The organism is Pseudomonas aestiva, assembly GCF_039908605.1.
Taxonomy (GTDB): domain Bacteria; phylum Pseudomonadota; class Gammaproteobacteria; order Pseudomonadales; family Pseudomonadaceae; genus Chryseomonas; species Chryseomonas aestiva.
In genome coordinates this window covers 4,936,979-4,957,016 of record NZ_CP150916.1, presented here as the reverse complement: position 1 = coordinate 4,957,016, position 20,038 = coordinate 4,936,979, and the positions used below count along the sequence as shown (strand labels likewise).

At 66.2% G+C, this 20,038-nt stretch carries 19 protein-coding genes; 12 read left to right on the top strand and 7 right to left on the bottom strand.

Annotated features, from left to right (window positions below; genetic code table 11):
* Positions 1–28 precede the first annotated feature (28 nt).
* A complete protein-coding gene (locus tag AABM56_RS22975) occupies positions 29–886 on the bottom strand; it encodes a Tim44 domain-containing protein (protein ID WP_263258561.1) in 858 nt (285 codons plus the stop codon).
* A gap of 271 nt (positions 887–1,157) precedes the next feature.
* Here AABM56_RS22975 and AABM56_RS22970 point away from each other — a divergent pair, with 271 nt between their 5' ends.
* The gene (locus AABM56_RS22970) at positions 1,158–2,918 is read left to right on the top strand and encodes a cation:proton antiporter (protein ID WP_133860204.1); all 1,761 of its coding nucleotides are present in this window, start codon (positions 1,158–1,160) and stop codon (positions 2,916–2,918) included.
* 180 nt (positions 2,919–3,098) lie between these two features.
* Here the strand turns inward: AABM56_RS22970 and AABM56_RS22965 are convergent, their stop codons facing one another.
* The 3 genes from AABM56_RS22965 to AABM56_RS22955 all read right to left on the bottom strand — a co-directional run bounded on the left by AABM56_RS22965 (position 3,099) and on the right by AABM56_RS22955 (position 6,350).
* Complete coding sequence (locus tag AABM56_RS22965) at positions 3,099–3,527, bottom strand: EamA family transporter (protein ID WP_007160104.1); 429 nt, start codon at positions 3,525–3,527, stop codon at positions 3,099–3,101.
* Positions 3,528–3,529: 2 nt separating this feature from the next.
* Positions 3,530–5,698, bottom strand: a complete 2,169-nt coding sequence (uvrD, locus tag AABM56_RS22960) for a DNA helicase II (protein ID WP_133860203.1) — start codon at positions 5,696–5,698, stop codon at positions 3,530–3,532.
* Between the two features lie 133 nt (positions 5,699–5,831).
* On the bottom strand, positions 5,832–6,350 hold the full coding sequence (locus AABM56_RS22955) for an Hcp family type VI secretion system effector (protein ID WP_347883772.1): 519 nt from the start codon (positions 6,348–6,350) through the stop codon (positions 5,832–5,834).
* A gap of 339 nt (positions 6,351–6,689) precedes the next feature.
* Between AABM56_RS22955 and hexR the strand changes: the two genes are divergently transcribed.
* Both hexR and AABM56_RS22945 read left to right on the top strand, forming a co-directional pair.
* Positions 6,690–7,559, top strand: a complete 870-nt coding sequence (gene hexR / locus AABM56_RS22950) for a transcriptional regulator HexR (protein WP_017639169.1) — start codon at positions 6,690–6,692, stop codon at positions 7,557–7,559.
* A 74-nt stretch (positions 7,560–7,633) separates the two neighbouring features.
* A complete protein-coding gene (locus AABM56_RS22945; protein WP_081594569.1) occupies positions 7,634–7,855 on the top strand; it encodes a PA3496 family putative envelope integrity protein in 222 nt (73 codons plus the stop codon).
* Here AABM56_RS22945 and AABM56_RS22940 read toward each other — a convergent pair.
* Positions 7,785–8,759: a LysR family transcriptional regulator gene (locus tag AABM56_RS22940; RefSeq protein WP_178083890.1), complete on the bottom strand. Its 975-nt coding sequence runs from the start codon at positions 8,757–8,759 to the stop codon at positions 7,785–7,787. The two genes, AABM56_RS22945 and AABM56_RS22940, sit on opposite strands and share 71 nt — an antisense overlap.
* 138 nt (positions 8,760–8,897) lie before the next feature.
* Between AABM56_RS22940 and AABM56_RS22935 the strand changes: the two genes are divergently transcribed.
* Positions 8,898–10,313, top strand: coding sequence for an acetyl-CoA carboxylase biotin carboxylase subunit (locus tag AABM56_RS22935; protein WP_133860201.1), 1,416 nt, complete (start codon positions 8,898–8,900; stop codon positions 10,311–10,313).
* A 13-nt stretch (positions 10,314–10,326) separates the two neighbouring features.
* Positions 10,327–12,132 (top strand): sodium-extruding oxaloacetate decarboxylase subunit alpha, encoded by a 1,806-nt coding sequence (oadA, locus tag AABM56_RS22930; RefSeq protein ID WP_263258562.1) that lies wholly within the window; start codon positions 10,327–10,329, stop codon positions 12,130–12,132.
* 57 nt (positions 12,133–12,189) lie between these two features.
* On the opposite strand, the gene AABM56_RS22925 is transcribed toward oadA, so the two are convergent.
* Complete coding sequence (locus AABM56_RS22925; RefSeq protein ID WP_133860199.1) at positions 12,190–13,056, bottom strand: SDR family oxidoreductase; 867 nt, start codon at positions 13,054–13,056, stop codon at positions 12,190–12,192.
* Between the two features lie 12 nt (positions 13,057–13,068).
* Positions 13,069–14,457: an NAD(P)-binding domain-containing protein gene (locus tag AABM56_RS22920; RefSeq protein ID WP_347883771.1), complete on the bottom strand. Its 1,389-nt coding sequence runs from the start codon at positions 14,455–14,457 to the stop codon at positions 13,069–13,071.
* Between the two features lie 171 nt (positions 14,458–14,628).
* Between AABM56_RS22920 and AABM56_RS22915 the strand changes: the two genes are divergently transcribed.
* From AABM56_RS22915 to AABM56_RS22885, 7 genes are all read left to right on the top strand, one after another.
* Positions 14,629–15,723 (top strand): AraC family transcriptional regulator, encoded by a 1,095-nt coding sequence (locus AABM56_RS22915; RefSeq protein WP_347883770.1) that lies wholly within the window; start codon positions 14,629–14,631, stop codon positions 15,721–15,723.
* Positions 15,724–15,823: 100 nt separating this feature from the next.
* Entirely contained in the window at positions 15,824–15,955 is a 132-nt protein-coding gene (locus tag AABM56_RS22910; protein ID WP_256664437.1) for a hypothetical protein, read from the top strand.
* A gap of 196 nt (positions 15,956–16,151) precedes the next feature.
* Positions 16,152–17,045, top strand: coding sequence for a metal ABC transporter substrate-binding protein (locus tag AABM56_RS22905; protein WP_133860196.1), 894 nt, complete (start codon positions 16,152–16,154; stop codon positions 17,043–17,045).
* The gene (locus AABM56_RS22900) at positions 17,042–17,803 is read left to right on the top strand and encodes a metal ABC transporter ATP-binding protein (protein ID WP_133860195.1); all 762 of its coding nucleotides are present in this window, start codon (positions 17,042–17,044) and stop codon (positions 17,801–17,803) included. Before AABM56_RS22905 ends, AABM56_RS22900 begins: the two co-directional genes overlap by 4 nt.
* Positions 17,803–18,657, top strand: a complete 855-nt coding sequence (locus AABM56_RS22895; RefSeq protein WP_133860194.1) for a metal ABC transporter permease — start codon at positions 17,803–17,805, stop codon at positions 18,655–18,657. The genes AABM56_RS22900 and AABM56_RS22895 overlap by 1 nt, the downstream gene beginning before the upstream one ends.
* Positions 18,657–19,502 carry a metal ABC transporter permease gene (locus AABM56_RS22890; protein ID WP_133860193.1) on the top strand — a complete coding sequence of 282 codons (846 nt, stop codon included), beginning with the start codon at positions 18,657–18,659 and terminating at the stop codon, positions 19,500–19,502. The genes AABM56_RS22895 and AABM56_RS22890 overlap by 1 nt, the downstream gene beginning before the upstream one ends.
* 66 nt (positions 19,503–19,568) lie before the next feature.
* Positions 19,569–20,003, top strand: coding sequence for a CBS domain-containing protein (locus tag AABM56_RS22885; protein WP_007160094.1), 435 nt, complete (start codon positions 19,569–19,571; stop codon positions 20,001–20,003).
* Positions 20,004–20,038: the final 35 nt, after the last annotated feature.

The following is a 20,038-nucleotide window of genomic DNA, read 5'->3' as shown; positions in this document are numbered from 1 at the left end:
AGCCGGGCTTTTCGGTGAAGCGCCGTTATCAGGCGTTCTGGCGGATACCGGCCAGCAGCCAGGGCTGGTTCTCGCCGGCCATGCGCTCCATGCGCCAGCTTTCGCTGAACGGCTGGCCCTGGTCAAAGCGCGATTCCTTGGATACACCGTTGAAGGTGATGGTGGCGATGGTCTTGCCTTGTAGATCCTCGACACCGTCCAGGGTAGCGTTCAGGTTCTCGATGTAGGTGGACTGGAAGCCTTCGCCCAGCGCAGCGCGCTCGTCACGCAGCCACTGCAGCATCTGTGGGGTGACGAACTCGGAGATCTTGTCCATCTCGTTGGCGTCCCAGTGCTGCTGCAGGCTCATGAAGTGATCACGACCGGCTGCCACGAAGCGCTCGGCATTGAACCAGCTCGGGGCGTTAATCACCGGCGCGGCACCGGCAGCAGCACCCCCGAACAGACCGCCATTGCTGGGCTGGTTGGGCATCTCGCGCTGCATGGGTGCATGACCAGCCACGGCGGGCTGCGGACCGGCCTGCTGCTTGCGACGGGCAATCAGGCGGAAGATCACGAAGGCGATGAGGGCCAGGATCAGGAAGTCGAAGAACTGGAAGCCTTCGAAGCCGTCACCCATGAACATGGAGGCCAGCAGACCACCGGCGGCAATACCGGCCAGCGGGCCGAGCCAGCGCGAGGCGCCACTGGGACGGGCGGCGGCGGCGGCGCCAGCACCGGCGGCAGGAGCGGCCATGCCCGGCTGCTGGGTCGGCGCGGCCTGGCGGGTCTGGTGGATGGGCGCGGCGCCAGCGGACTTGCCGGCGCCCATGCGTTTGGCATTGGCATCCAGGCTGAGCGTGAGGCCCAGGCACAGGATCATGAAGATGCTCATCAGGCGTTGCATGTGGTGTTCTCTCTGTGAAGAGTCTGGTGTTGGATACATCTTGCGCTGCCCGGTCAAGTACAGCCAGCGTGAATTGTTTCGGTATTTTGCCCTGTCGGCGTTCCCTGGAAGCAGGGCACCAAGTGCCTGGGACCGTTGAAAATTTCCAAGCACATCAATCTATTACAGATTTTTGCAAAATCCGTCACAAGAGTTTGCAGATGCTAGTCTTGGTCTCCAGTCAGCGCAGGTGTCGGGAGAGTGCCCGGCCCGTCAGAGGAGGGCCCGGCCGATGCATGCTCTAGCTTTTATTCAGGACATGGCCGTCATCATGCTGGTAGCCGGCGTGGTGACCATCCTCTTCCATCGCCTCAAGCAGCCCGTGGTTCTGGGCTATATCCTCGCCGGCTTCATCATCGGACCCCACACCCCGCCATTCGGTCTGATCCACGATGAAGAAAGCATCAAGACCCTCGCCGAGGTGGGGGTCATCTTCCTGATGTTCAGCCTCGGTCTGGAATTCTCGCTGCGCAAGCTGTTCCGGGTGGGCGCCACGGCCTTCATCGCCGCCTTCCTCGAGATCAGCCTGATGCTCTGGCTGGGTTACCAGGTAGGGCAGATGTTCGGCTGGTCGCATATGGATTCGCTGTTCCTCGGTGCCATCCTGGCCATCTCCTCGACCACTATTATCGTCAAGGCGCTCAACGAGCTGAAGATGAAGCACGAGCGCTTCGCCCAGCAGATCTTTGGCGTGCTGATCGTCGAGGACATCCTCGGCATCGGCATCATCGCCCTGCTGTCGGGCCTGGCGGTGAGCGGCTCGGTGGAGCCGGGCGCGGTGGCCTCGACCCTGGGCAAGCTGAGTCTGTTCATGATCGTGGCTCTGGTCATCGGCATCCTGCTGGTGCCGCGCCTGCTGGCCTACGTGGCCACCTTCGAAAGCAACGAAATGCTGCTGATCACGGTGCTGGGACTTTGCTTCGGCTTCTGCCTGCTGGTGGCCAAGCTGGAGTACAGCGTGGTGCTGGGGGCCTTCCTGATCGGCGCCATCATGGCCGAGTCGCGCCAGCTGCTGCAGATCGAAAAGCTGGTGGAGCCGCTGCGCGACATGTTCAGCGCCATCTTCTTCGTCGCCATCGGCCTGCTGCTCGATCCCAAGGTGCTGGTGGAATACGCCTGGCCGATAACCGTGATCAGCGTCGCCGTGGTCCTGGGCAAGATCCTCGCCTGCAGCCTGGGGACCCTGATCGCCGGCAACGACGGCCGGACTTCGCTGCGGGTAGGCATGGGTCTGGCGCAGATCGGCGAGTTCTCCTTCATCATCGCCACCCTGGGGATCACCCTTGGCGTCACCAGCCATTTCCTCTATCCGGTGGCGGTGGCCGTGTCGGCGGTCACCACGCTGCTCACCCCCTATCTGATCAGAGCGGCCGATCCGCTGGCGCTGTGGATCGGCCGCTGGCTGCCGCAGCCCCTGCAGCGCGTGCTGGGCATCTATGGCGAATGGCTGCGCAGCATCCAGCCCCAGGGCGAGAAGGCGGTCCTGGCCGGCATGATGAGGCGCATCCTGCTGCAGGTCGGCATCAACCTGTCGCTGGTCATCGCCATCTTCCTGGGCGGGGCCTATTTCGCCGGCGGCCTGGCGGGCTGGCTCAGCACCTGGATCGCCGATCCCGATCTGCAGAAGGCCTGCATCTGGGGTGGCGCGCTGCTGCTGTCGCTGCCCTGCCTGATCGCCGCCTATCGCAAGCTCAAGGCCCTGGCCATGCTGATGGCCGAACTCAGCGTCAGGCAGAACCAGGCCGGGCGCTATACGCAGCCGGTGCGGCGACTGGTCAGCGAGTTGATCCCGCTGCTGTCGCTGGCCGGCATCCTGGTACTGCTGGCGGCCCTGAGCAGCAGCATCCTTCCGCGCGGCGAGCTGTTGCTGCTGATCGGCCTGGTCGCGGTGGTGGTGATCGCGGTGCTGTGGCGCTGGTTCATCCGCGTCCATTCGCGGCTGCAGATCGCCTTCATCGAGACCCTGGAACAGGACAAGGGCGGACAGCATTAGGCCGCTTTTGCGCAATCCTGCCATTGCCGGCTGGGAATCGACGCGGCAGAATCGCTCTAAGTCGACCGTTTGAATGAACGGGACGATGGCAAGGGAATGCGCAATGCAGGAAATCGGCTTGGCCGCTTCCTGCCGTCCGGCAATCTCCCACCGGCGGTCAGGCCCTTTTCCTGCGCCCCTTCAAGGTCGCCAGGCGAGCAGCAGCACGCCCCCACCGATGGCGGCGATGCCGCACCACTGCCGCAGGTCCAGGCGCTCACCCAGCAGCGCCACGCCAAAGATCGCCACCAGCACCACGCTCAGCTTGTCTACTGGCGCCACCAGCGACGCCGGGCCCAGCTTGAGCGCCCGGTAGTAGCACAGCCAGGACAGGCCGGTGGCCACGCCCGAGAGCAGCAGGAACAGATAGCTGCGCCCGGCGATGCTGGCCAGGGGTTGCGCCTGCCCGGTGGCCAGGACGATGGCCGCCAGGACCACCACGACCACCAGGGTGCGCAGCAGGGTGGCGAAATCGGCGTTGACGTGTTCCACGCCCAGCTTGCCGAAGATGGCGGTCAGGGCGGCGAAGGCCGCCGCCAAGAGCGCCCAGAACAGCCAGGAGGTGGTCATCGCTAGAGGGGTTCGAGCTTGGCGTAGCTCACCATCAGCCACTTGCTGCCTTCGGACTTGAAGTTCACCTGCACCCGGGCATGGGCGCCGGAGCCCTCGTAGTTGAGGATGACGCCTTCGCCGAACAGCGCATGACGCACCGGCTGACCGAGGCTGAAGGTGGTTTCCGGCACCGGTGCCTGGGCGAAGAGGTTGGGACGACTACCGGCGAAGGGCTGCTTGACCGCATTGGACAGGCGCACCTCCTGGATCAGGCCGTCCGGTACCTCGCGGACGAAGCGCGACACCTTGTTGTAGGTCTCGCTGCCGTAGAGACGGCGGGTCTCCGCATAGCTCATCACCAGGCGGCGCATGGCGCGGGTGATACCCACATAGGCCAGGCGACGTTCCTCTTCCAGACGGCCGGGTTCCTCCAGGCTCATCTTGTGCGGAAACAGCCCTTCCTCCATGCCGGCGAGGAACACCAGGGGGAATTCCAGGCCCTTGGCGCTGTGCAGGGTCATCAGCTGGACGCTGTCTTCGTGGCTGTCGGCCTGGGTGTCCCCGGATTCCAGGGCCGCGTGGTCGAGGAAAGCCGCCAGGGGCGTCATCTCCTCGTCACCGCTGAAATCGAAGGAACGCGCGGCGCTGACCAGTTCTTCCAGGTTTTCCACCCGTGCCTGGCCTTTCTCGCCCTTTTCTTCCTTGTGGAAGGTGACCAGGCCGGTCTGCTCGATGATCTGCTGCACCAGGTTGTGCAGGGACAGGTCCTCGGCCTTGAGGGCCAGGGTATCGACCAGCTCGACGAAGACGTTGAGCGCCGAGGCGGCGCGACCCGACACCGCGCGGGCGCCGACCAGGTCGTGCAGCGCCTGCCACAGTGAGGTGTTCTGCGCCCGGGCCGCGCTGCGCAGCGCCTCCACGGTCTTCTCGCCGATGCCCCGCGGCGGCACGTTGATTACCCGCTCCAGAGCCGCGTCGTCGTGGCGATGCTGGATCAGCCGCAGGTAGGCCATGGCGTTCTTGATCTCGGCGCGCTCGAAGAATCTCAGACCGCCATAGATGCGATAGGGGATCTTCTCGCGCAGCAGCGCCTCTTCCAGCACCCGCGACTGGGCGTTGGAGCGGTAGAGGATGGCCATCTCGCTGCGCCGGTTGCCCTTCTTGAACTCGCTCTCGATGGTTTCGACGATGTAGCGGGCTTCGTCGTGCTCGTTGAAGCCGGCATAGAGGGTGATCGCCTCGCCTTCGCCGGTGTCGGTCCACAGTTCCTTGCCGAGACGGCCGAAGTTGTGGGCGATCAGGCCGTTGGCGGCCTTGAGAATGGTATCGGTGGAGCGGTAGTTCTGCTCCAGGCGGATGATCTCGGCCGAGAAGTCCTCGTTGAACTGCTGGATGTTCTCGATCTTGGCGCCGCGCCAGCCATAGATGGACTGGTCGTCGTCGCCCACCACCATGAGGCTGGCGCCGTTCTGGGCGAGGTGCTTGAGCCAGGCGTACTGGACGGCGTTGGTATCCTGGAATTCGTCGACCAGGAGATGCTGGAAGCGCCGCTGGTAGTGTTCCAGCAGGCTGGGATTGTTGCGCCACAGATCCAGGGCGCGCAGCAGCAGCTCGGAGAAGTCGATCACTCCAGCACGGGCGCAGGCCGCCTCGTAGGCTTCGTAGATGCTGCGCATGGTGCTGAGGAAGAGGTCGCCGGCGGCCTGGATATGCTGCGGCCGCAGGCCTTCGTCCTTCTGGCCGTTGATGAACCACTGCGCCTGGCGTGCCGGCCAGCGCTGCTCGTCGAGGCCCAGCTCGCGGATCACCCGCTTGACGATGCGCTGCTGGTCGTCGCTGTCGAGGATCTGGAAATTCTGCGACAGCCCCGCTTCCTGCCAGTGGGCCCGCAGCAGGCGGTGCGCGAGGCCGTGGAAGGTGCCGACCCACATGCCCTGGGGACTCATGCCGAGCAATTGCTCGATGCGGTGGCGCATCTCGGCGGCGGCCTTGTTGGTGAAGGTCACCGAGAGGATGGAGTGCGGCGAGGCGCGCTCGACCTGGATCAGCCAGGCGATGCGGTGCACCAGCACCCGGGTCTTGCCCGAGCCGGCACCGGCCAGGACCAGTTGGCGACCCAGGGGCGCGGCCACGGCCTGACGCTGGGCATCGTTGAGGGAATTGAGCAGCAGGGAGATGTCGTCATTCATCGCCGCATTCTACCGATGCGGTAGAAGGAGCGCCAAACCGGACGGATGGGAGGCGAGGCGGGTGGCGCGGGGCAGCCGAACCCCCGGCCAGCAGGGCTGGCCGGGGATCAGGGGAAGGCTTGGGAGCGGCGCGTCAGGCGGCGATCGGCGAGCGCCAGTCATCGGAACCGGAGGTGCCGGAGACCTCGTGGGTCCAGACGATCTTGCGGTAGGTGAAGTAGACGTCTTCCAGGTGGGTGAAGTGCGCCATGCTCGGGTCCTGGCAGTTGGGCATGCGCGACTGGACATCGACGATGATGGCGTCCTCCAGCTCGATGGTGAAGTAGTGCTCCTGGGTGCCGGTGGCCGAGGTGCGGTACCACTCCAGGCGGCACTTGCCGAGGCGTTCGCCGGAGGTGAGGGCATTGAAGATCAGCGGCGAGGCCTTGTCGAAGACCTTGGTGATCATCAGCGGCTTGTGCACGCGCTGGCCGGTGGGCTGACCCGACTGGGGATCGCGGGGAATGATCACCTGGTGATTGAAGGCCTGGACCAGGATCTGGTCTTCGTGGCCTTCCTGGAAGATGTTGCCGACCGAGTCTTCGGTAAAGGTGCTGGCGGTGATCAGGCCTTGCTTGGTGCCTTCGAGGGACAGATACGCGGGGGTTGGCATGGTGCTCTCCTTGCCTGGTGATAGGGCTTCATGGCCCGGGTACCAGGTCTTAACAAGGGCCGTGCCATAACCGAAAAATCCTTTCTGATCAGTGACTTGTAAAAGGACTACAAGACGGGGCCGGACTACTGTGCGCCACTGCTCGGGAATCTGCGCAAGGCCTTGCGCAGAGCGTTTCAAAAGCTGCTCCGGCTCAGGTAGTCGCCTGTCCGGGCGACTACCAAGTGCTGGCGGGAGGGCGAAAAAGACCCTGCTGAATCGTAATGACCAAGAGCCTTGGCGATCGTTATGTAGTATAAGTGCGACGCACTACATCCGCCCGCTAGACGAGATACGCCTGTGAACCTCATGCAACACATTGCTCAATCCCGCCACCTGCTGCGCAAGTCGGAGCTCAAGGTCGCCGAGCAGGTCATGGTGGATCCGGCTGCCGTCATGCACAGCTCCATGGCCGACCTCGCCCACAACGTCGGCGTGAGCGAGCCCACCATCGTGCGTTTCTGCCGGGCCATCGGTTGCGATGGCTTCCAGGATCTCAAGCTGCGCCTGGCGCAGAGCCTGGCGGCGGGGGCCAGTTTCGGCCAGTTCGCCATCCACGAGAACGACGCGGTGGAAGACTTCAGCCTGAAGATCTTCGACACCACCCTGCATACCCTCATGGACGTGCGCGAGCGCCTGGACATGCGGGCGCTGGAAACGGCCATCGAGGCGATCGCCAAGGCCCAGCGGGTGATGTTCTACGGCTTCGGCGCCTCGGGTTCGGTGGCCAACGACGCCCAGCACAAGTTCTTTCGCCTGCAGCTCAGCGCCACCGCCTATTCCGATCCGCACATGCAGGCCATGTCGGCGGCGACCCTGACACCGTCCGACGCCGCCATCTGCATCTCCCAGTCGGGGCGTTCCAAGGACCTGCTGATCACCGCCAATCTGGTTCGTGACAACGGCGCCGCGCTGATCACCATCTGCCCGGGACAGACGCCGCTGGCCGACCTGTCGACGGTCAACATCGCCATCGACGTGCACGAAGACACCGACATCTATGTGCCCCTGACCTCGCGCATCGCCCACCTGGTGGTGATCGATGTGCTGGCCATGGGCGTGGCCATGTCGCGGGGTCCGGCGCTGGTCGAGCATCTCAAGAGCGTGAAGCGCAGCCTGCGCAGTCTGCGGCTGTCGTCGAAGTCGACCAAGCACAGCGACACCCAATAGTCGTCTCGCTGTCGCCAAACCGTCACCTGTTAGGGTGAAGCTGCCCATTCCGATCCCAGCCCGGAGGAATTGGCATGACCGCTCTCATCCAGCAATCCAGCGTTCGTCTCGACAGCAAGACTCGCAGAAAGCTACAGGATCAACGGCGGATGAAATTCCGCCGGGCCATCGAGGCCCGAGCCGAGGAACAGCGGCTTGCCGTGGAACTCGATGAACTGCTGTTTCTCAATCAGCTGCTGGACGAGCGCCAGGCCCAGCGCCGGCAGCAGGCTCCAGGGCAATACCTAACGCATTGATCAGGCTGCGCTGGCCGCGCAGATAGTCGACGAAGGCCTGGGCCACTGGCGACAGCGGCTTGCTGCGTACCTGGACCACGCACCAGGAACGGCGCAACGGCAGCTCGGCGACGTCCAGCTCGACCAGGCTGCCGGCGGCGAGATCGCTGCGAATGGCCTGGCGCGGCAGCAGGGCCAGGCCGAGTCCGGCGCGGACCGCTTCGCGTTGCGCTTCGAAGGCGCCGATCTCCAGCTGTTCGGCGAAGTGTGCGCGCTTCTGCTTGAGATAGTCCTCGCAGGCCTGGCGCGTGCCTGAACCGACCTCGCGCACCAGCAGCGGATAGGCCGTCAGGTCGCGCAGGCTGAGGCCGCTGCGCTCGGCCAGGGCATGGCCGGGACGCGCCACGGCGACGATGGCATTGTCCAGCAGTGGCAGAAAATCCAGGTCCGCGTTGCTCGGCACCCCGGACATCAGCGCCACGTCTTCGCGATTCTCCGTCAATCGACGCAGCACCCGGGCATGGTTGCCCACGGTCAGCGCCAGGTCGACCTGGGGATGGCTGCTGCGGAACTGGCTGAACAGGTGCGGCGCCAGGTACTGGGCACTGCTTTCCACTCCCAGGCGCAGCTGGCCGTGCAGGGCGCCGCGCAGATTCGACAGCTGCATGTCCAGGCTGCCCAGCCGGGCGAAGAGATCGCGACCGGTCTGGCGCAGGGCCTCGCCGGCCTCGGTGAGGTAGAGAGTGCGATTGAGGTAGTTGAACAGCGGCGCACCCACCACCTCTTCGAGCTGACGCACCTGCAGGCTCACCGCCGGCTGGGTCAGCGCCATGATGTCGGCCGCCCGGCTGTAGGAGCGGGCCTCGCAGACGGCCTCGAACACCTGCAACTGGCGAAAGGTGAGTCGCATCAATGGCTTGCGCATAGGCATCGGCGAGATCCATAAGGAATGACTTATGGAGTATCCAACAATTATTTATTTTCCATAAGAGAAGCCCTGGCGTAGCTTCAGGTCACCGGCAATAACAAGCGGCTGCACGCTGCAGCAGACAAGGAGCCAGGTGTGATCAAGAAGATACTTATCGCCAATCGGGGCGAGATCGCCGTGCGCATCGTGCGTGCCTGTGCCGAGATGGGCATTCGCTCGGTAGCGGTCTACTCCGACGCCGATCGCCAAGCGCTCCACGTGAAACGTGCCGACGAAGCCCATGGGATCGGCAGCGATCCGCTGGAGGGTTATCTCAATCCGCGCAAGCTTGTGAACCTTGCCGTGGAAACCGGCTGCGATGCCTTGCATCCCGGTTACGGCTTCCTTTCCGAGAATGCCGAACTGGCGGAAATCTGTGCCCAGCGCGGCATTCGCTTCATCGGACCGTCCGCCGAGGTCATCCGCCGCATGGGCGATAAGACCGAGGCGCGGCGCAGCATGATCGCCGCCGGCGTGCCCTGCACCCCTGGCACCGAGGGCAACGTGGCGGACATCGCCGATGCCCTGCGCGAAGGCGATCGTATCGGTTACCCGGTAATGCTCAAGGCTACCTCCGGCGGGGGCGGTCGCGGTATCCGCCGCTGCAACTCCCGCGAGGAACTGGAGCAGGCCTATCCACGGGTGATCTCCGAGGCGACCAAGGCCTTTGGCTCGGCCGAGGTGTTTCTCGAGAAGTGCATCGTCAATCCCAAGCACATCGAGGCGCAGATCCTCGCCGACAGCCATGGCAATACCGTGCACCTGTTCGAGCGTGACTGCTCCATCCAGCGGCGCAACCAGAAGCTGATCGAGATCGCGCCCAGCCCTCAGCTGACCCCCGAGCAGCGCGCCTATATCGGCGACCTGGCGGTACGCGCGGCCAAGGCGGTGGGTTACGAGAACGCCGGTACCGTGGAATTCCTGCTCGCCGAGGGCGAGGTGTATTTCATGGAGATGAATACCCGGGTGCAGGTGGAGCACACCATCACCGAGGAAATCACCGGCATCGACATCGTGCGCGAACAGATCCGCATCGCCTCGGGGCTGCCGCTGTCCTTCGCCCAGGAAGACGTCCTGCACCGCGGTTTCGCCCTGCAGTTCCGCATCAATGCCGAGGACCCGAAGAACAACTTCCTGCCGAGCTTCGGCAAGATCACCCGCTACTACGCACCGGGCGGACCGGGGGTGCGCACCGACACGGCCATCTACACCGGCTACGTGATCCCGCCTTACTACGACTCCATGTGCCTCAAGCTGATCGTCTGGGCGCTGACCTGGGAAGAGGCCATGGACCGCGGCCTGCGCGCGCTGGACGACATGCGCGTGCAGGGGGTGAAGACCACCGCACCCTATTACCAGGCCATCCTGCGCGATCCGGAATTCCGCAGCGGGCGCTTCAACACCAGCTTCGTGGAAAGCCATCCGGAGCTGACCCAGTACTCGATCAAGCGCAACCCGACGCACCTGGCCATCGCCATCGCCGCCGCCATCGCCGCCCACGCCGGTCTGTAAGGACGACAGAACAATGAAAAGCATCCAGATCACCGACACCATCCTGCGCGACGCCCACCAATCGCTGCTGGCGACCCGCATGCGCACCGAAGACATGCTGCCGATCTGCGCCAAGCTCGACCAGGTCGGCTACTGGTCGCTGGAAGTCTGGGGCGGCGCCACCTTCGACGCCTGCGTGCGCTTCCTCAAGGAAGATCCCTGGGAGCGCCTGCGCCAGTTGCGCCAGGCGCTGCCCAACACCCGGCTGCAGATGCTGCTGCGCGGCCAGAATCTGCTCGGCTACCGGCACTACAGCGACGACGTGGTCGAGGCCTTCGTCGAGCGCGCCGCAGCCAATGGCACTGACGTCTTCCGCATCTTCGATGCCATGAACGATGTGCGTAACCTGGAAACCGCCATCCGCGCGGTCAAGGCCAGCGGCAAGCATGCCCAGGGTACCCTCTGCTACACCACCAGCCCGGTGCACACGGTGGCGGCCTTCGTCGAGCAGGCGCGGCGCATGGCCGACCTGGGCGTAGACTCCATCGCCATCAAGGACATGGCCGGTCTGCTGACGCCCTATGCCACCGGCGAACTGGTCAAGGCGCTCAAGGCGGCCCTGAGCCTGGACGTGGTGGTGCACTCCCACGACACCGCCGGGGTGGCCGCCATGTGCCAGCTCAAGGCGGTGGAAAACGGCGCCGATCGCATCGACACGGCGATCTCCAGCCTGGCCTGGGGCACCAGCCACCCGGGGACCGAGTCCATGGTCGCAGCCCTGCGCGACACGCCCTACGACACCGGCCTGAACCTGGAACTGCTACAGGAGATCGGCCTGTACTTCCATGCGGTGCGCAAGAAGTACCACCAGTTCGAGAGTGAATTCACCGGGGTCGACACCCGGGTACAGGTCAACCAGGTGCCGGGCGGCATGATCTCCAACCTCGCCAACCAGTTGCGCGAGCAGGGCGCCCTCAATCGCATGAACGAGGTGCTGGAAGAGATCCCGCGGGTACGCAAGGACCTGGGCTACCCGCCCCTGGTGACCCCGACCTCGCAGATCGTCGGCACCCAGGCCTTCTTCAACGTGCTGGCCGGCGAGCGCTACAAGACCATCACCAACGAGGTGAAGCTCTATCTGCAGGGTCGCTACGGCAAGGCGCCGGGCGCCATCTGCGAGCAGCTGCGCAAGCAGGCCATCGGCCAGGAAGAGGTCATCGAAGTGCGCCCGGCTGATCTGCTCAGCCCCGAGCTGGCGCGACTGCGTGCCGAGATCGGCGACCTGGCCAAGAGCGAAGAGGACGTGATGACCTTCGCCATGTTCCCCGACATCGGGCGCAAGTTCCTCGAGGAACGCGCCGCCGGAACCCTGGTGCCGGAACCCCTGCTGCCCATGCCGTCGGCCGATGGCGTGGCCGCGGTGGGTGGCCAGGGCGTGCCGACCGCGTTCAGCGTCGACGTGCATGGCGAGACCTATCAGGTGGACATCACCGGTATCGGCCTCAAGAGCGAGGGCAAGCGGCACTTCTACCTGTCCATCGACGGGGTGCCGGAAGAGGTGGTGTTCGAAGCCAGCGGTGAGTTCGTCGCCGAGGGCGGCCAACGACGCCGTCAGGCGGAGCGTCCGGGCGACGTCAGCACCACCATGCCGGGCAACATCGTCGAGGTGCTGGTCAAGGAGGGTGATCAGGTCAAGGCCGGGCAGGGCGTGCTGGTCACCGAAGCCATGAAGATGGAAACCGAGATCCAGTCCCCCATCGCCGGCACCGTCACCGCGGTACGGGTGGCCAAGGGTGACCGGGTCAATCCGGGCGAGGTGTTGATCGAAATCGAAGGCTGAGATCACTTCGATTTCCCTTGGGGCCCTCGGGCCCCTTTTTTTGTTTCCGCTGGCGGGCTAGTCGGGCCGGTCGTCCGGGCGCAGGCGCCAGGCGCCCTCGTGGCGCTCGGCCAGGCCGCGCTGCTCCAGGTCGCTGAGATAGCGACGCAGACCGCGTTCGCCACGGCGCTGAAAGAACGGCAACAGGCGGGGCAGCAGGTTGGGGACCAGCATCGCCAGCCGGCTCAGCCAGAGTTCGCCGGCGCGCGGGGCGCTTTCCAGCCGCGGTCGATCCAGCACCCGGACCAGCAGCCGCGCCACCGTCTCGGGTGACTGGGGCGGATCCATGAATTGCAGGGCATTGCCGCCCCCGATGGCTTCGCGGCGCAGCATCGGGGTGTCGGTGGCCGACGGCAGGACGCAGCAGACGCGAATGCCCTGGGGCGCGAGATCCTGGGCCAGGGCGAGCATGGCGCCGCGCAGGCCGAACTTGCTGGCGCAATAGACGGGGCTCTCCGGGGTGGGAAAGATGCCCGCCAGGGAGACGGTGGTGACCAGCCGGCCATTGGTCGAGCGCCTGAGCAGGGGGATGGCCAGGCGCGCGAGCAGCAGGGGCGCCAGCAGGTTGATGTCGAGCTCCTGGCGAATGCTGGCCGGACTGCGTTCGGTCAGGGGGCCGACGCGGACGATGGCGGCGTTGTTGACCAGGGCGTCGAGGCGACCGCAGCGCTGCTGTACAAAGTCGATCAGGGCGGCGAGCTGGTCTTCGTCGCAGAGATCGGCGACGTAGGTCAGGGTGGCTTCGCCCAGCTCGGCGCGCAGGGCGGCCAGGCCCCTGGCGTCGCGGTCCACCAGGACCAACTGGACGGGCCGGCGGCTGAGTTGCCGCGCCAGGCATTGACCGATGCCGCCGGCGGCACCGGTGATCAGGATGACGTCGCTCATGGGCAGGCTCGCTCAGGACGGGGTGGCCAGGCTGGCAGGAAGCGGCTCGGGCGCCTGGCGCAGGGGATCGAAATAGCCCGGGGTCAGGTCGCTCCAGCCCAGCCGGCGGCGCAGCTGGCGCAGGTAGGTCTGCAGGGCGTGCACCTCCAGGTAGACGGCGTGGCGTGGCGAGTCGACGAAGCGGATGCCGCCGGAGAGGTCCGGATCGTCCTGCTGGATCAGCGCCTGGAATTCGCGCGCCTGGTGCGGCCGCTGCAGCTGGTCGGCCAGGTGGCAGGCGATCAGGTGGGCTTCCTGGTCGAACAGCTTGTAGGCACTGGAATTGGTCTCCAGGTAGCCGATGCCGAACAGGTTGCGGTGCTCGCGACTGAAGATGGACAGGTAGAGCTGCGGCCGGCCGTGCTGCCAGGTGAAGTAGTCGGCGGCGTAGCGGCAACTCCAGCGATAGCCGGTGGCATAGAGCACCAGGTCGAGACTCTCCCGGCTGCCATCGCGAAACACCACCTGGTCGCCCTCGAAGTGGGCGATGTCCGGACGCGCCTGGATGTTGCCGTGCTGCAGATGGTGCAACAGCTGGCTGTTGAGCAGCGGATGGCTCTCGAACAGGCGATGGTCCGGCCTGGGCAGGCCGAAGCGGGTCAGGTCGCCCTGCAGCAGGCGCAGCAGCCCTTGGAACAATGGGCGCTCCAGCCACAGCGGCAGGCGCGGACCGCGTTCGTCGAAGACGTCCGCCGGCACGCCAAAGAGGTGCTTGGGGATGAAGTGATAGCCGCGCCTCAGGCTGATGAAGGCGCGCCCGGCGTTGGCCGCGGCGTCACAGGCGATGTCGGCCCCGGAGTTGCCGGCGCCGACGATCAGTACCCGCTTGCCCTGGAATTCCGACGCACGCCGGTAGCTGACCGCATGGCGGATCTCGCCGCTGAAGTGCCCCGGGATCTCCGGCAGGTTGGGGTCCCAGTTGCAGCCGGTGGCGCAGATCAGCGCCCGGTAGCGGCGGCGTTCACCGCTGTCGAGGGTGACGATCCAGCGGCCGTCCGTATCCTGGTCGACCCGCTCGACTGCGGTGTTGAAGCGGGCCTGGGCGTAGAGCCCGAAGGTGCGGGCGAAGGCGCGCAGGTAGTCGAGGATCTGGCGATTGCCCGGATAGTCGGGAAAGGTGGCGGGCATCGGATAGTCGAGAAAGCCCGAGAGGTCCCGCGACGAGATGAAGTGGGCGGATTCGTACATGGGGGTGCCGGGATTATCCAGGTCCCAGACGCCGCCGAAGTCGCTGTGGCGCTCGAACTGCTCGTAGTCCAGGCCGCGGCGCTTGAGGGCACGGGCCATGCACAGGCCGCCGGGGCCGCCGCCGACGATGCAGATGCGCTCGCCGCAATCCTGGTAGGGAAGGTCGTCGTTCATGCGGGTCTCCACGGATGGGTGTCGAGGCAACCTTAGCGGCGGGTCGAGGGCCCCCGGCAGGGTGGCGGTGGCCAGCGAGGGGGGCCGAAACGGACAGCCGTTGCCAGGGGATGTCCGCCTGGTCGCCACTGGGTTAACGTCCAGGCAGGTTCTCGTCCGTGGAGCGTCGTCATGCCAGACCCCATCGATCCGCGCTTTTCCCGTGCCTCGGCGCCGCCGCAGGTGTCGCGGCTGCTGCTGCGGGTGGCGGCCGAACGCCAGGGCGATGTCGAGCGACTTTGCCGCGGCCTGGGGTTCACGGCGGCCGATGTGCAGCGACCAGGCTTTCGGTTGTCGCACCGGCAGGGCTATCTGCTGGTCAGGCGCTGCCTGGCGCAGCTGGGCGACGAGGGCCTGGGCCTGGCCGTGGGCGCCCGGCAGACCAGCGTCTCGCTCGGCCTGGTCGGACTCGGCATGCAGGCTTGCGCCACGCTGGGCGCGGCCCTGGAGCTAGGGCTGCACTATCAGCGGCAGGCCGGTGCCATGCTCGACTATGCCTTGGAGCAGGAGCGCTCGGCGGTGCGACTGGTGCTGACGCCACGCTTCCACGAGCCGGCGGTGACCGCCTTCTACACGGAGGAGGGGCTGGCCAGCGTGCTGAGCGTCGCCCGGCATCTGGCCGGGACCCGACTGCCGCCGCGGGCGCTGAGTCTGGACTATCCCGCGCCGCCGCATGGCGAGCGCTATCCGGCTTTGTTCGAGTGCCCGGTGCGCTTTGCCGCACTAACGACCGCCATCGAATTCGACTCCGCCTGGCTGGACCTGCCCCTCGCCACCCGCGACGATGCGGTGGCCGCCGAGGTGATCGAATTGCTGGACGCAGCTGCCGGCCACGATCCGCTGCGAACGGATCTGGTCGAGGGCTTGCAGCGCGAGATCCGCAAGCGGCTGGATGCGCCGCCGACCCTGGCGCAACTGGCCGCGCCGCTCAATCTCAGCGAGCGTACGCTAAGGCGTCGACTCGAGGCAGCGGGTACCCGCTACCAGGCCCTGGTCGACGAAGCGCGTCGTGAGCGGGCCCTGACGCTGCTCGGTCGGGCTGACCTGGCCCTGGCCGAGGTGGCCTTTCAGACCGGCTTCGGCGATCTGCGCAACTTCCGTCGGGCCTTCCGGCGCTGGACCGGCCTGGCGCCGCAGGAAGCCCGGCGCCGCCTGAATGCGCGGGTGGCGGAAGGCGACCAGGCGTCGCCTGTGGCACGTCCGAGCGCGCTAGCGCCTGCTGTTTAGGGCGCCTCTATTTATCTGATTGAGAAAAAGCACTAACACCTCTCGATAGGGTCTGCTATTTAATATAGCCAAGGCTATAACGATCCCGGGAGGATTCGCGATGCTGAAAGATCTCAAGAAACGCGCCCTGCGTGGTCTGCTGGACAAGCTGCTCGACGGGCACGCCGAACGTCGCCCGCTGGAGACCCAGCCCGAGCGCTCTCGCGGCATGACGGTCCACGCCGCGCACTGATCCTTGCCGATCAGGTAGGCGCCACTCGGCCTCTACCGCCCTCATAGGCGCCTCCGCCATGTCCCGAGCGAGGTGTCTTGTCCTGTTCGTCTCTGTCCTGGACTCCTCTCATCCCAGGTTACAAAGTCTTCCTGCACCTCTGATAGGTTGTGCTATCTAATTTAGCCAAGGCTATAACCACCGAGAGGCGGGCCGGATGCTGGAGAAGACGAGACGCTGGACCCTGGCGGGTCTGCTGGGAGTGCTGCTGGGCAACGCCGCCCAGGCCGCGGAGCCGTTCAAGGTGGTCACCACCTTCACGGTGATCGCCGACATGGCGCGCAACGTGGCGGGCGACGCCGCACGGGTGGAATCCATCACCAAGCCCGGCGCCGAGATCCACAACTACCAGCCTACCCCGGGCGATCTGCTCAAGACACGCGATGCCCAGCTGGTGCTGTGGAACGGCCTGAATCTGGAGCTCTGGTTCGAGCGCTTCTTCAGCCGCATGAAGGACGTGCCCAGCGCGGTGGTCTCGCGGGGCGTCGAGCCCATCGCCATCGCCCAGGGCCCCTATGCCGGCAAGCCCAATCCCCATGCCTGGATGTCGCCCCGGGCAGCGCTGATCTACGTCGACAATATCCGCGATGCCCTGGTGGCGCATGACCCGGGCCAGGCCGACACCTACCGGCGCAACGCCGAGGCCTACAAGACGCGCATCACCGCCACCCTCGAACCCCTGCGCCAGCAGCTGCAGGGGATTCCCGAACAGCGACGCTGGCTGGTGTCCAGTGAGGGCGCCTTCAGCTACCTCGCGCGCGACCTGGGGCTCAGGGAGCTCTATCTCTGGCCGATCAACGCCGATGCCCAGGGCACCCCGCAGCAGGTCCGCCGGGTGATCGAGACGGTGCGCGCCGAGCGGATTCCGGCGGTGTTCAGCGAAAGCACGGTTTCCGCGGCCCCGGCCGAGCAGGTGGCACGGGAGAGCGGCGCGCGCTACGGCGGGGTGCTCTATGTGGATTCCCTGAGCGCCGCCCACGGGCCGGTGCCCACCTATCTCGACCTGCTGCGGGTCACCACCGAAACCCTGGTCAAGGGACTGGCGCCATGATCGCCCTCGACGGAGTCGGCGTTACCTATCGCAATGGCCACACCGCCCTGCGCGACGCCAGTCTGGTGGTGCCCGGCGGCTCCATCACCGCCCTGGTGGGCGTCAATGGCAGCGGCAAGTCGACGCTGTTCAAGGCGATCATGGGCTTCGTACCCCTGCGCACTGGCCAGGTACGGGTCGATGACCTGCCGGTGGCCCAGGCGCTCAAGCGCAACCTCGTCGCCTACGTCCCCCAGAGCGAAGACGTGGACTGGGACTTTCCGGTGCGGGTGGAAGACGTGGTGCTCATGGGTCGCTATGGCCGCATGAATTTCCTGCGCCTGGCCCGCGCCGCCGATCATCAGGCGGTGGACGCCGCCCTGGCCCGGGTGGGGCTGACCGACTTGCGCAAGCGGCAGATCGGCGAACTCTCCGGCGGCCAGAAGAAGCGGGTCTTCCTCGCGCGCGCCCTGGCCCAGGACAGCCGGGTGATCCTGCTGGACGAACCCTTCACCGGGGTGGACGCCACCTCCGAGCGCGCCATCATCGAATTGCTCCAGGCCCTGCGCGCCGAGGGTCGCTCGATGCTGGTGTCGACCCATGACCTGGCCAGCATCGAGCGCTTCTGCGACCGCACCGTATTGCTCGATCGCACCGTGCTGGCCCAGGGGCCGACGGCCGAGGTCTTTACCCGGGAAAATCTGGAACGCACCTTTGGCGGTGCGCTGCGCCTGTTCGAGGCGAGCCAGGCTGCGCCGCGGCGCCGGGAGCGTGCCTGATGGAAGGGCTGCTGGAACCCCTGGCCTATGGCTACATGAGAAACGCCCTGGGCGCGGCGGCGCTGGTGGGCGGACTGTGCGCCTTTCTCTCCGCCTACCTGATGCTCAAGGGCTGGTCGCTGATCGGCGATGCCCTGTCCCATGCCGTGGTACCCGGCGTGGCTGGCGCCTATCTGCTCGGCCTGCCGCTGGCCCTCGGCGCCTTTCTCGCCGGTGGCGCGGCGGCCGGGGCCATGCTCGGCCTGCGGCAGTACACCCGGCTCAAGGAAGACGTCATCATCGGGCTGATCTTCAGCGCCTTCTTTGGCGGCGGGCTGTTCCTGGTCTCGCTGGCGCCGGTCGCGGTGGACATCCAGACCATCGTCTTCGGCAACATCCTGGCCATCACCCCCGAGGCCAGTCGCCAGTTGCTGATCATCGCCACCCTCTCTCTGCTGGTTTTGCTGCTCAAGTGGCGCGATCTGCTGCTGGTGTTCTTCGACGAGGGCCAGGCGCGTGCCTGCGGCCTCAATCCCACCGGCTACAAGCTACTGTTCTTCATCCTGCTGGCGCTGAGCACCGTGGCGGCGATGCAGACGGTGGGCGCCTTCCTGGTCATCGCCCTGGTGGTGACGCCGGGGGCGACGGCCTATCTGCTCAGCGACCGCTTCTCCCGGGTGGTGCTGATCAGCGTCGCCATCGGCGTCGGCAGCGGGCTGCTGGGCACCTATTTAAGCTACTTCCTCGACGGCGCCACCGGTGGCTGCGTGGTGGTCTTGCAGACCCTGATCTTCCTGCTGGCCTTCGTGCTGGCGCCGCGTCACGGCCTGCTGGCCAACCGCCGGCGGGCGCGGCAGACGGCGGAGGCGGGCTGATGGACTGGCTGTGGCTGACCCTGGAAGTCGACTTCATGCGCCAAGCACTGCTGATGGCCGTGCTGGTGGCGGTGCCCGCGGCACTGCTGTCCTGCTTTCTGGTGCTCAAGGGCTGGGCGCTGCTGGGCGATGCCATCGCCCACGCGGTGTTTCCCGGCCTGGTGCTGGCGTCGGCGCTGGGCGCGCCGCTGGTGGCGGGCGCCTTTGTCGCAGGACTGGGCTGCGCCCTGGCCACCGGCTATCTCAAGCGGCACAGCCGGGTAAAGCAGGACAGTCTGATGGGCGTGGTCTTTTCCGGCATGTTCGGCCTGGGCCTGGTGCTGCACGCCAGGCTGCCTACCGAGCTGCACCTGGACCACATCCTGCTCGGCGACCTGCTGGGGGTGACCTCGGAGGCCTTCTCGCAGATGGCGGTGATCGCCGGTCTGGTGGTGCTGGCGCTGGCCTGTCGCTGGCGCGACTTGCTGGTACTGGCCTTCGATGCGGCCCAGGCACGGGCCCTGGGCCTGCGGGTAGGGCTGCTGCACTACGGCCTGCTCGGCCTGATCGCCCTGACCGTGGTCGGCGCCCTGCAGGCGGTGGGCATGGTGCCAGTGGTGGCGCTGTTGATCGCCCCCGGCGCCACCGCCTTCCTGCTGACCCGCTCCTTTGGCTGGATGATGCTGGTGGCCACCGCGCTGGCCGTGACGGCGGCCCTGGGCGGGGTGCTGCTGAGCCTGGTCTGGGACAGCGCGCCGGCGCCGACCCTGGTGGTGTTGCTGACGGCCGGTTTCCTGTTGGCCCTGGCATGGCGCCTGTGGCGGGATCGACGTCGTTCGGGCGACAAGGGCGTTCAGGTGGCCTGATGTAATCGGCTGACCGGCCCTGCCAGGCGTTTCCGGTCACGCTCGCCTCACCTCAGGAGAACCACAATGAAAACCGTCGCCCAGTTGCTCGCCCTGAAGACCCAGCAGGACGTCTACACCATCGCCCCCGACGCCTGGGTGCTCGACGCCCTGCGGCTGATGGCGGAAAAGAACGTCGGGGCGCTGCCGGTGATGCGCGACGGCGAGCTGGTGGGCATCGTCAGCGAGCGCGACTATGCGCGCAAGGTGGCCCTGCAGGGACGTTCCTCCTATGCGACCCCGGTCAGCGAGATCATGACCGAGGCGGTCATCATCGTGCTGCCGCAGCAGACCGTGGGCGACTGCATGCAGATGATGACCGACCACCACCTGCGCCACCTGCCGGTGATGGGCAACGGCAAGCTGATCGGATTGCTGTCCATCGGCGATCTGGTCAAGGCCACCACCGTCCAGCAGGCGGAGCTGATCCGCCATCTGGAGGGTTATATCCGCGGCGAGTGAGTGCCGCTGTCCCAACCTGTCCCAATTTCCGTAAC

What these genes read in the sequence shown, in the direction of transcription:
- AABM56_RS22965 (WP_007160104.1), bottom strand. Translation starts at nt 3,527, where the DNA reads ATGACCACCTCCTGGCTGTTCTGGGCGCTCTTGGCGGCGGCCTTCGCC.
- AABM56_RS22905 (WP_133860196.1), top strand. Translation starts at nt 16,152, where the DNA reads ATGCTGGAGAAGACGAGACGCTGGACCCTGGCGGGTCTGCTGGGAGTG.
- AABM56_RS22910 (WP_256664437.1), top strand. Translation starts at nt 15,824, where the DNA reads ATGCTGAAAGATCTCAAGAAACGCGCCCTGCGTGGTCTGCTGGACAAG.
- AABM56_RS22975 (WP_263258561.1), bottom strand. Translation starts at nt 886, where the DNA reads ATGCAACGCCTGATGAGCATCTTCATGATCCTGTGCCTGGGCCTCACG.
- AABM56_RS22925 (WP_133860199.1), bottom strand. Translation starts at nt 13,056, where the DNA reads ATGAGCGACGTCATCCTGATCACCGGTGCCGCCGGCGGCATCGGTCAA.
- AABM56_RS22955 (WP_347883772.1), bottom strand. Translation starts at nt 6,350, where the DNA reads ATGCCAACCCCCGCGTATCTGTCCCTCGAAGGCACCAAGCAAGGCCTG.
- AABM56_RS22970 (WP_133860204.1), top strand. Translation starts at nt 1,158, where the DNA reads ATGCATGCTCTAGCTTTTATTCAGGACATGGCCGTCATCATGCTGGTA.
- uvrD (WP_133860203.1), bottom strand. Translation starts at nt 5,698, where the DNA reads ATGAATGACGACATCTCCCTGCTGCTCAATTCCCTCAACGATGCCCAG.
- AABM56_RS22885 (WP_007160094.1), top strand. Translation starts at nt 19,569, where the DNA reads ATGAAAACCGTCGCCCAGTTGCTCGCCCTGAAGACCCAGCAGGACGTC.
- oadA (WP_263258562.1), top strand. Translation starts at nt 10,327, where the DNA reads ATGAAAAGCATCCAGATCACCGACACCATCCTGCGCGACGCCCACCAA.
- AABM56_RS22900 (WP_133860195.1), top strand. Translation starts at nt 17,042, where the DNA reads ATGATCGCCCTCGACGGAGTCGGCGTTACCTATCGCAATGGCCACACC.
- AABM56_RS22915 (WP_347883770.1), top strand. Translation starts at nt 14,629, where the DNA reads ATGCCAGACCCCATCGATCCGCGCTTTTCCCGTGCCTCGGCGCCGCCG.
- AABM56_RS22940 (WP_178083890.1), bottom strand. Translation starts at nt 8,759, where the DNA reads ATGCGCAAGCCATTGATGCGACTCACCTTTCGCCAGTTGCAGGTGTTC.
- AABM56_RS22945 (WP_081594569.1), top strand. Translation starts at nt 7,634, where the DNA reads ATGACCGCTCTCATCCAGCAATCCAGCGTTCGTCTCGACAGCAAGACT.
- AABM56_RS22895 (WP_133860194.1), top strand. Translation starts at nt 17,803, where the DNA reads ATGGAAGGGCTGCTGGAACCCCTGGCCTATGGCTACATGAGAAACGCC.
- AABM56_RS22890 (WP_133860193.1), top strand. Translation starts at nt 18,657, where the DNA reads ATGGACTGGCTGTGGCTGACCCTGGAAGTCGACTTCATGCGCCAAGCA.
- AABM56_RS22920 (WP_347883771.1), bottom strand. Translation starts at nt 14,457, where the DNA reads ATGAACGACGACCTTCCCTACCAGGATTGCGGCGAGCGCATCTGCATC.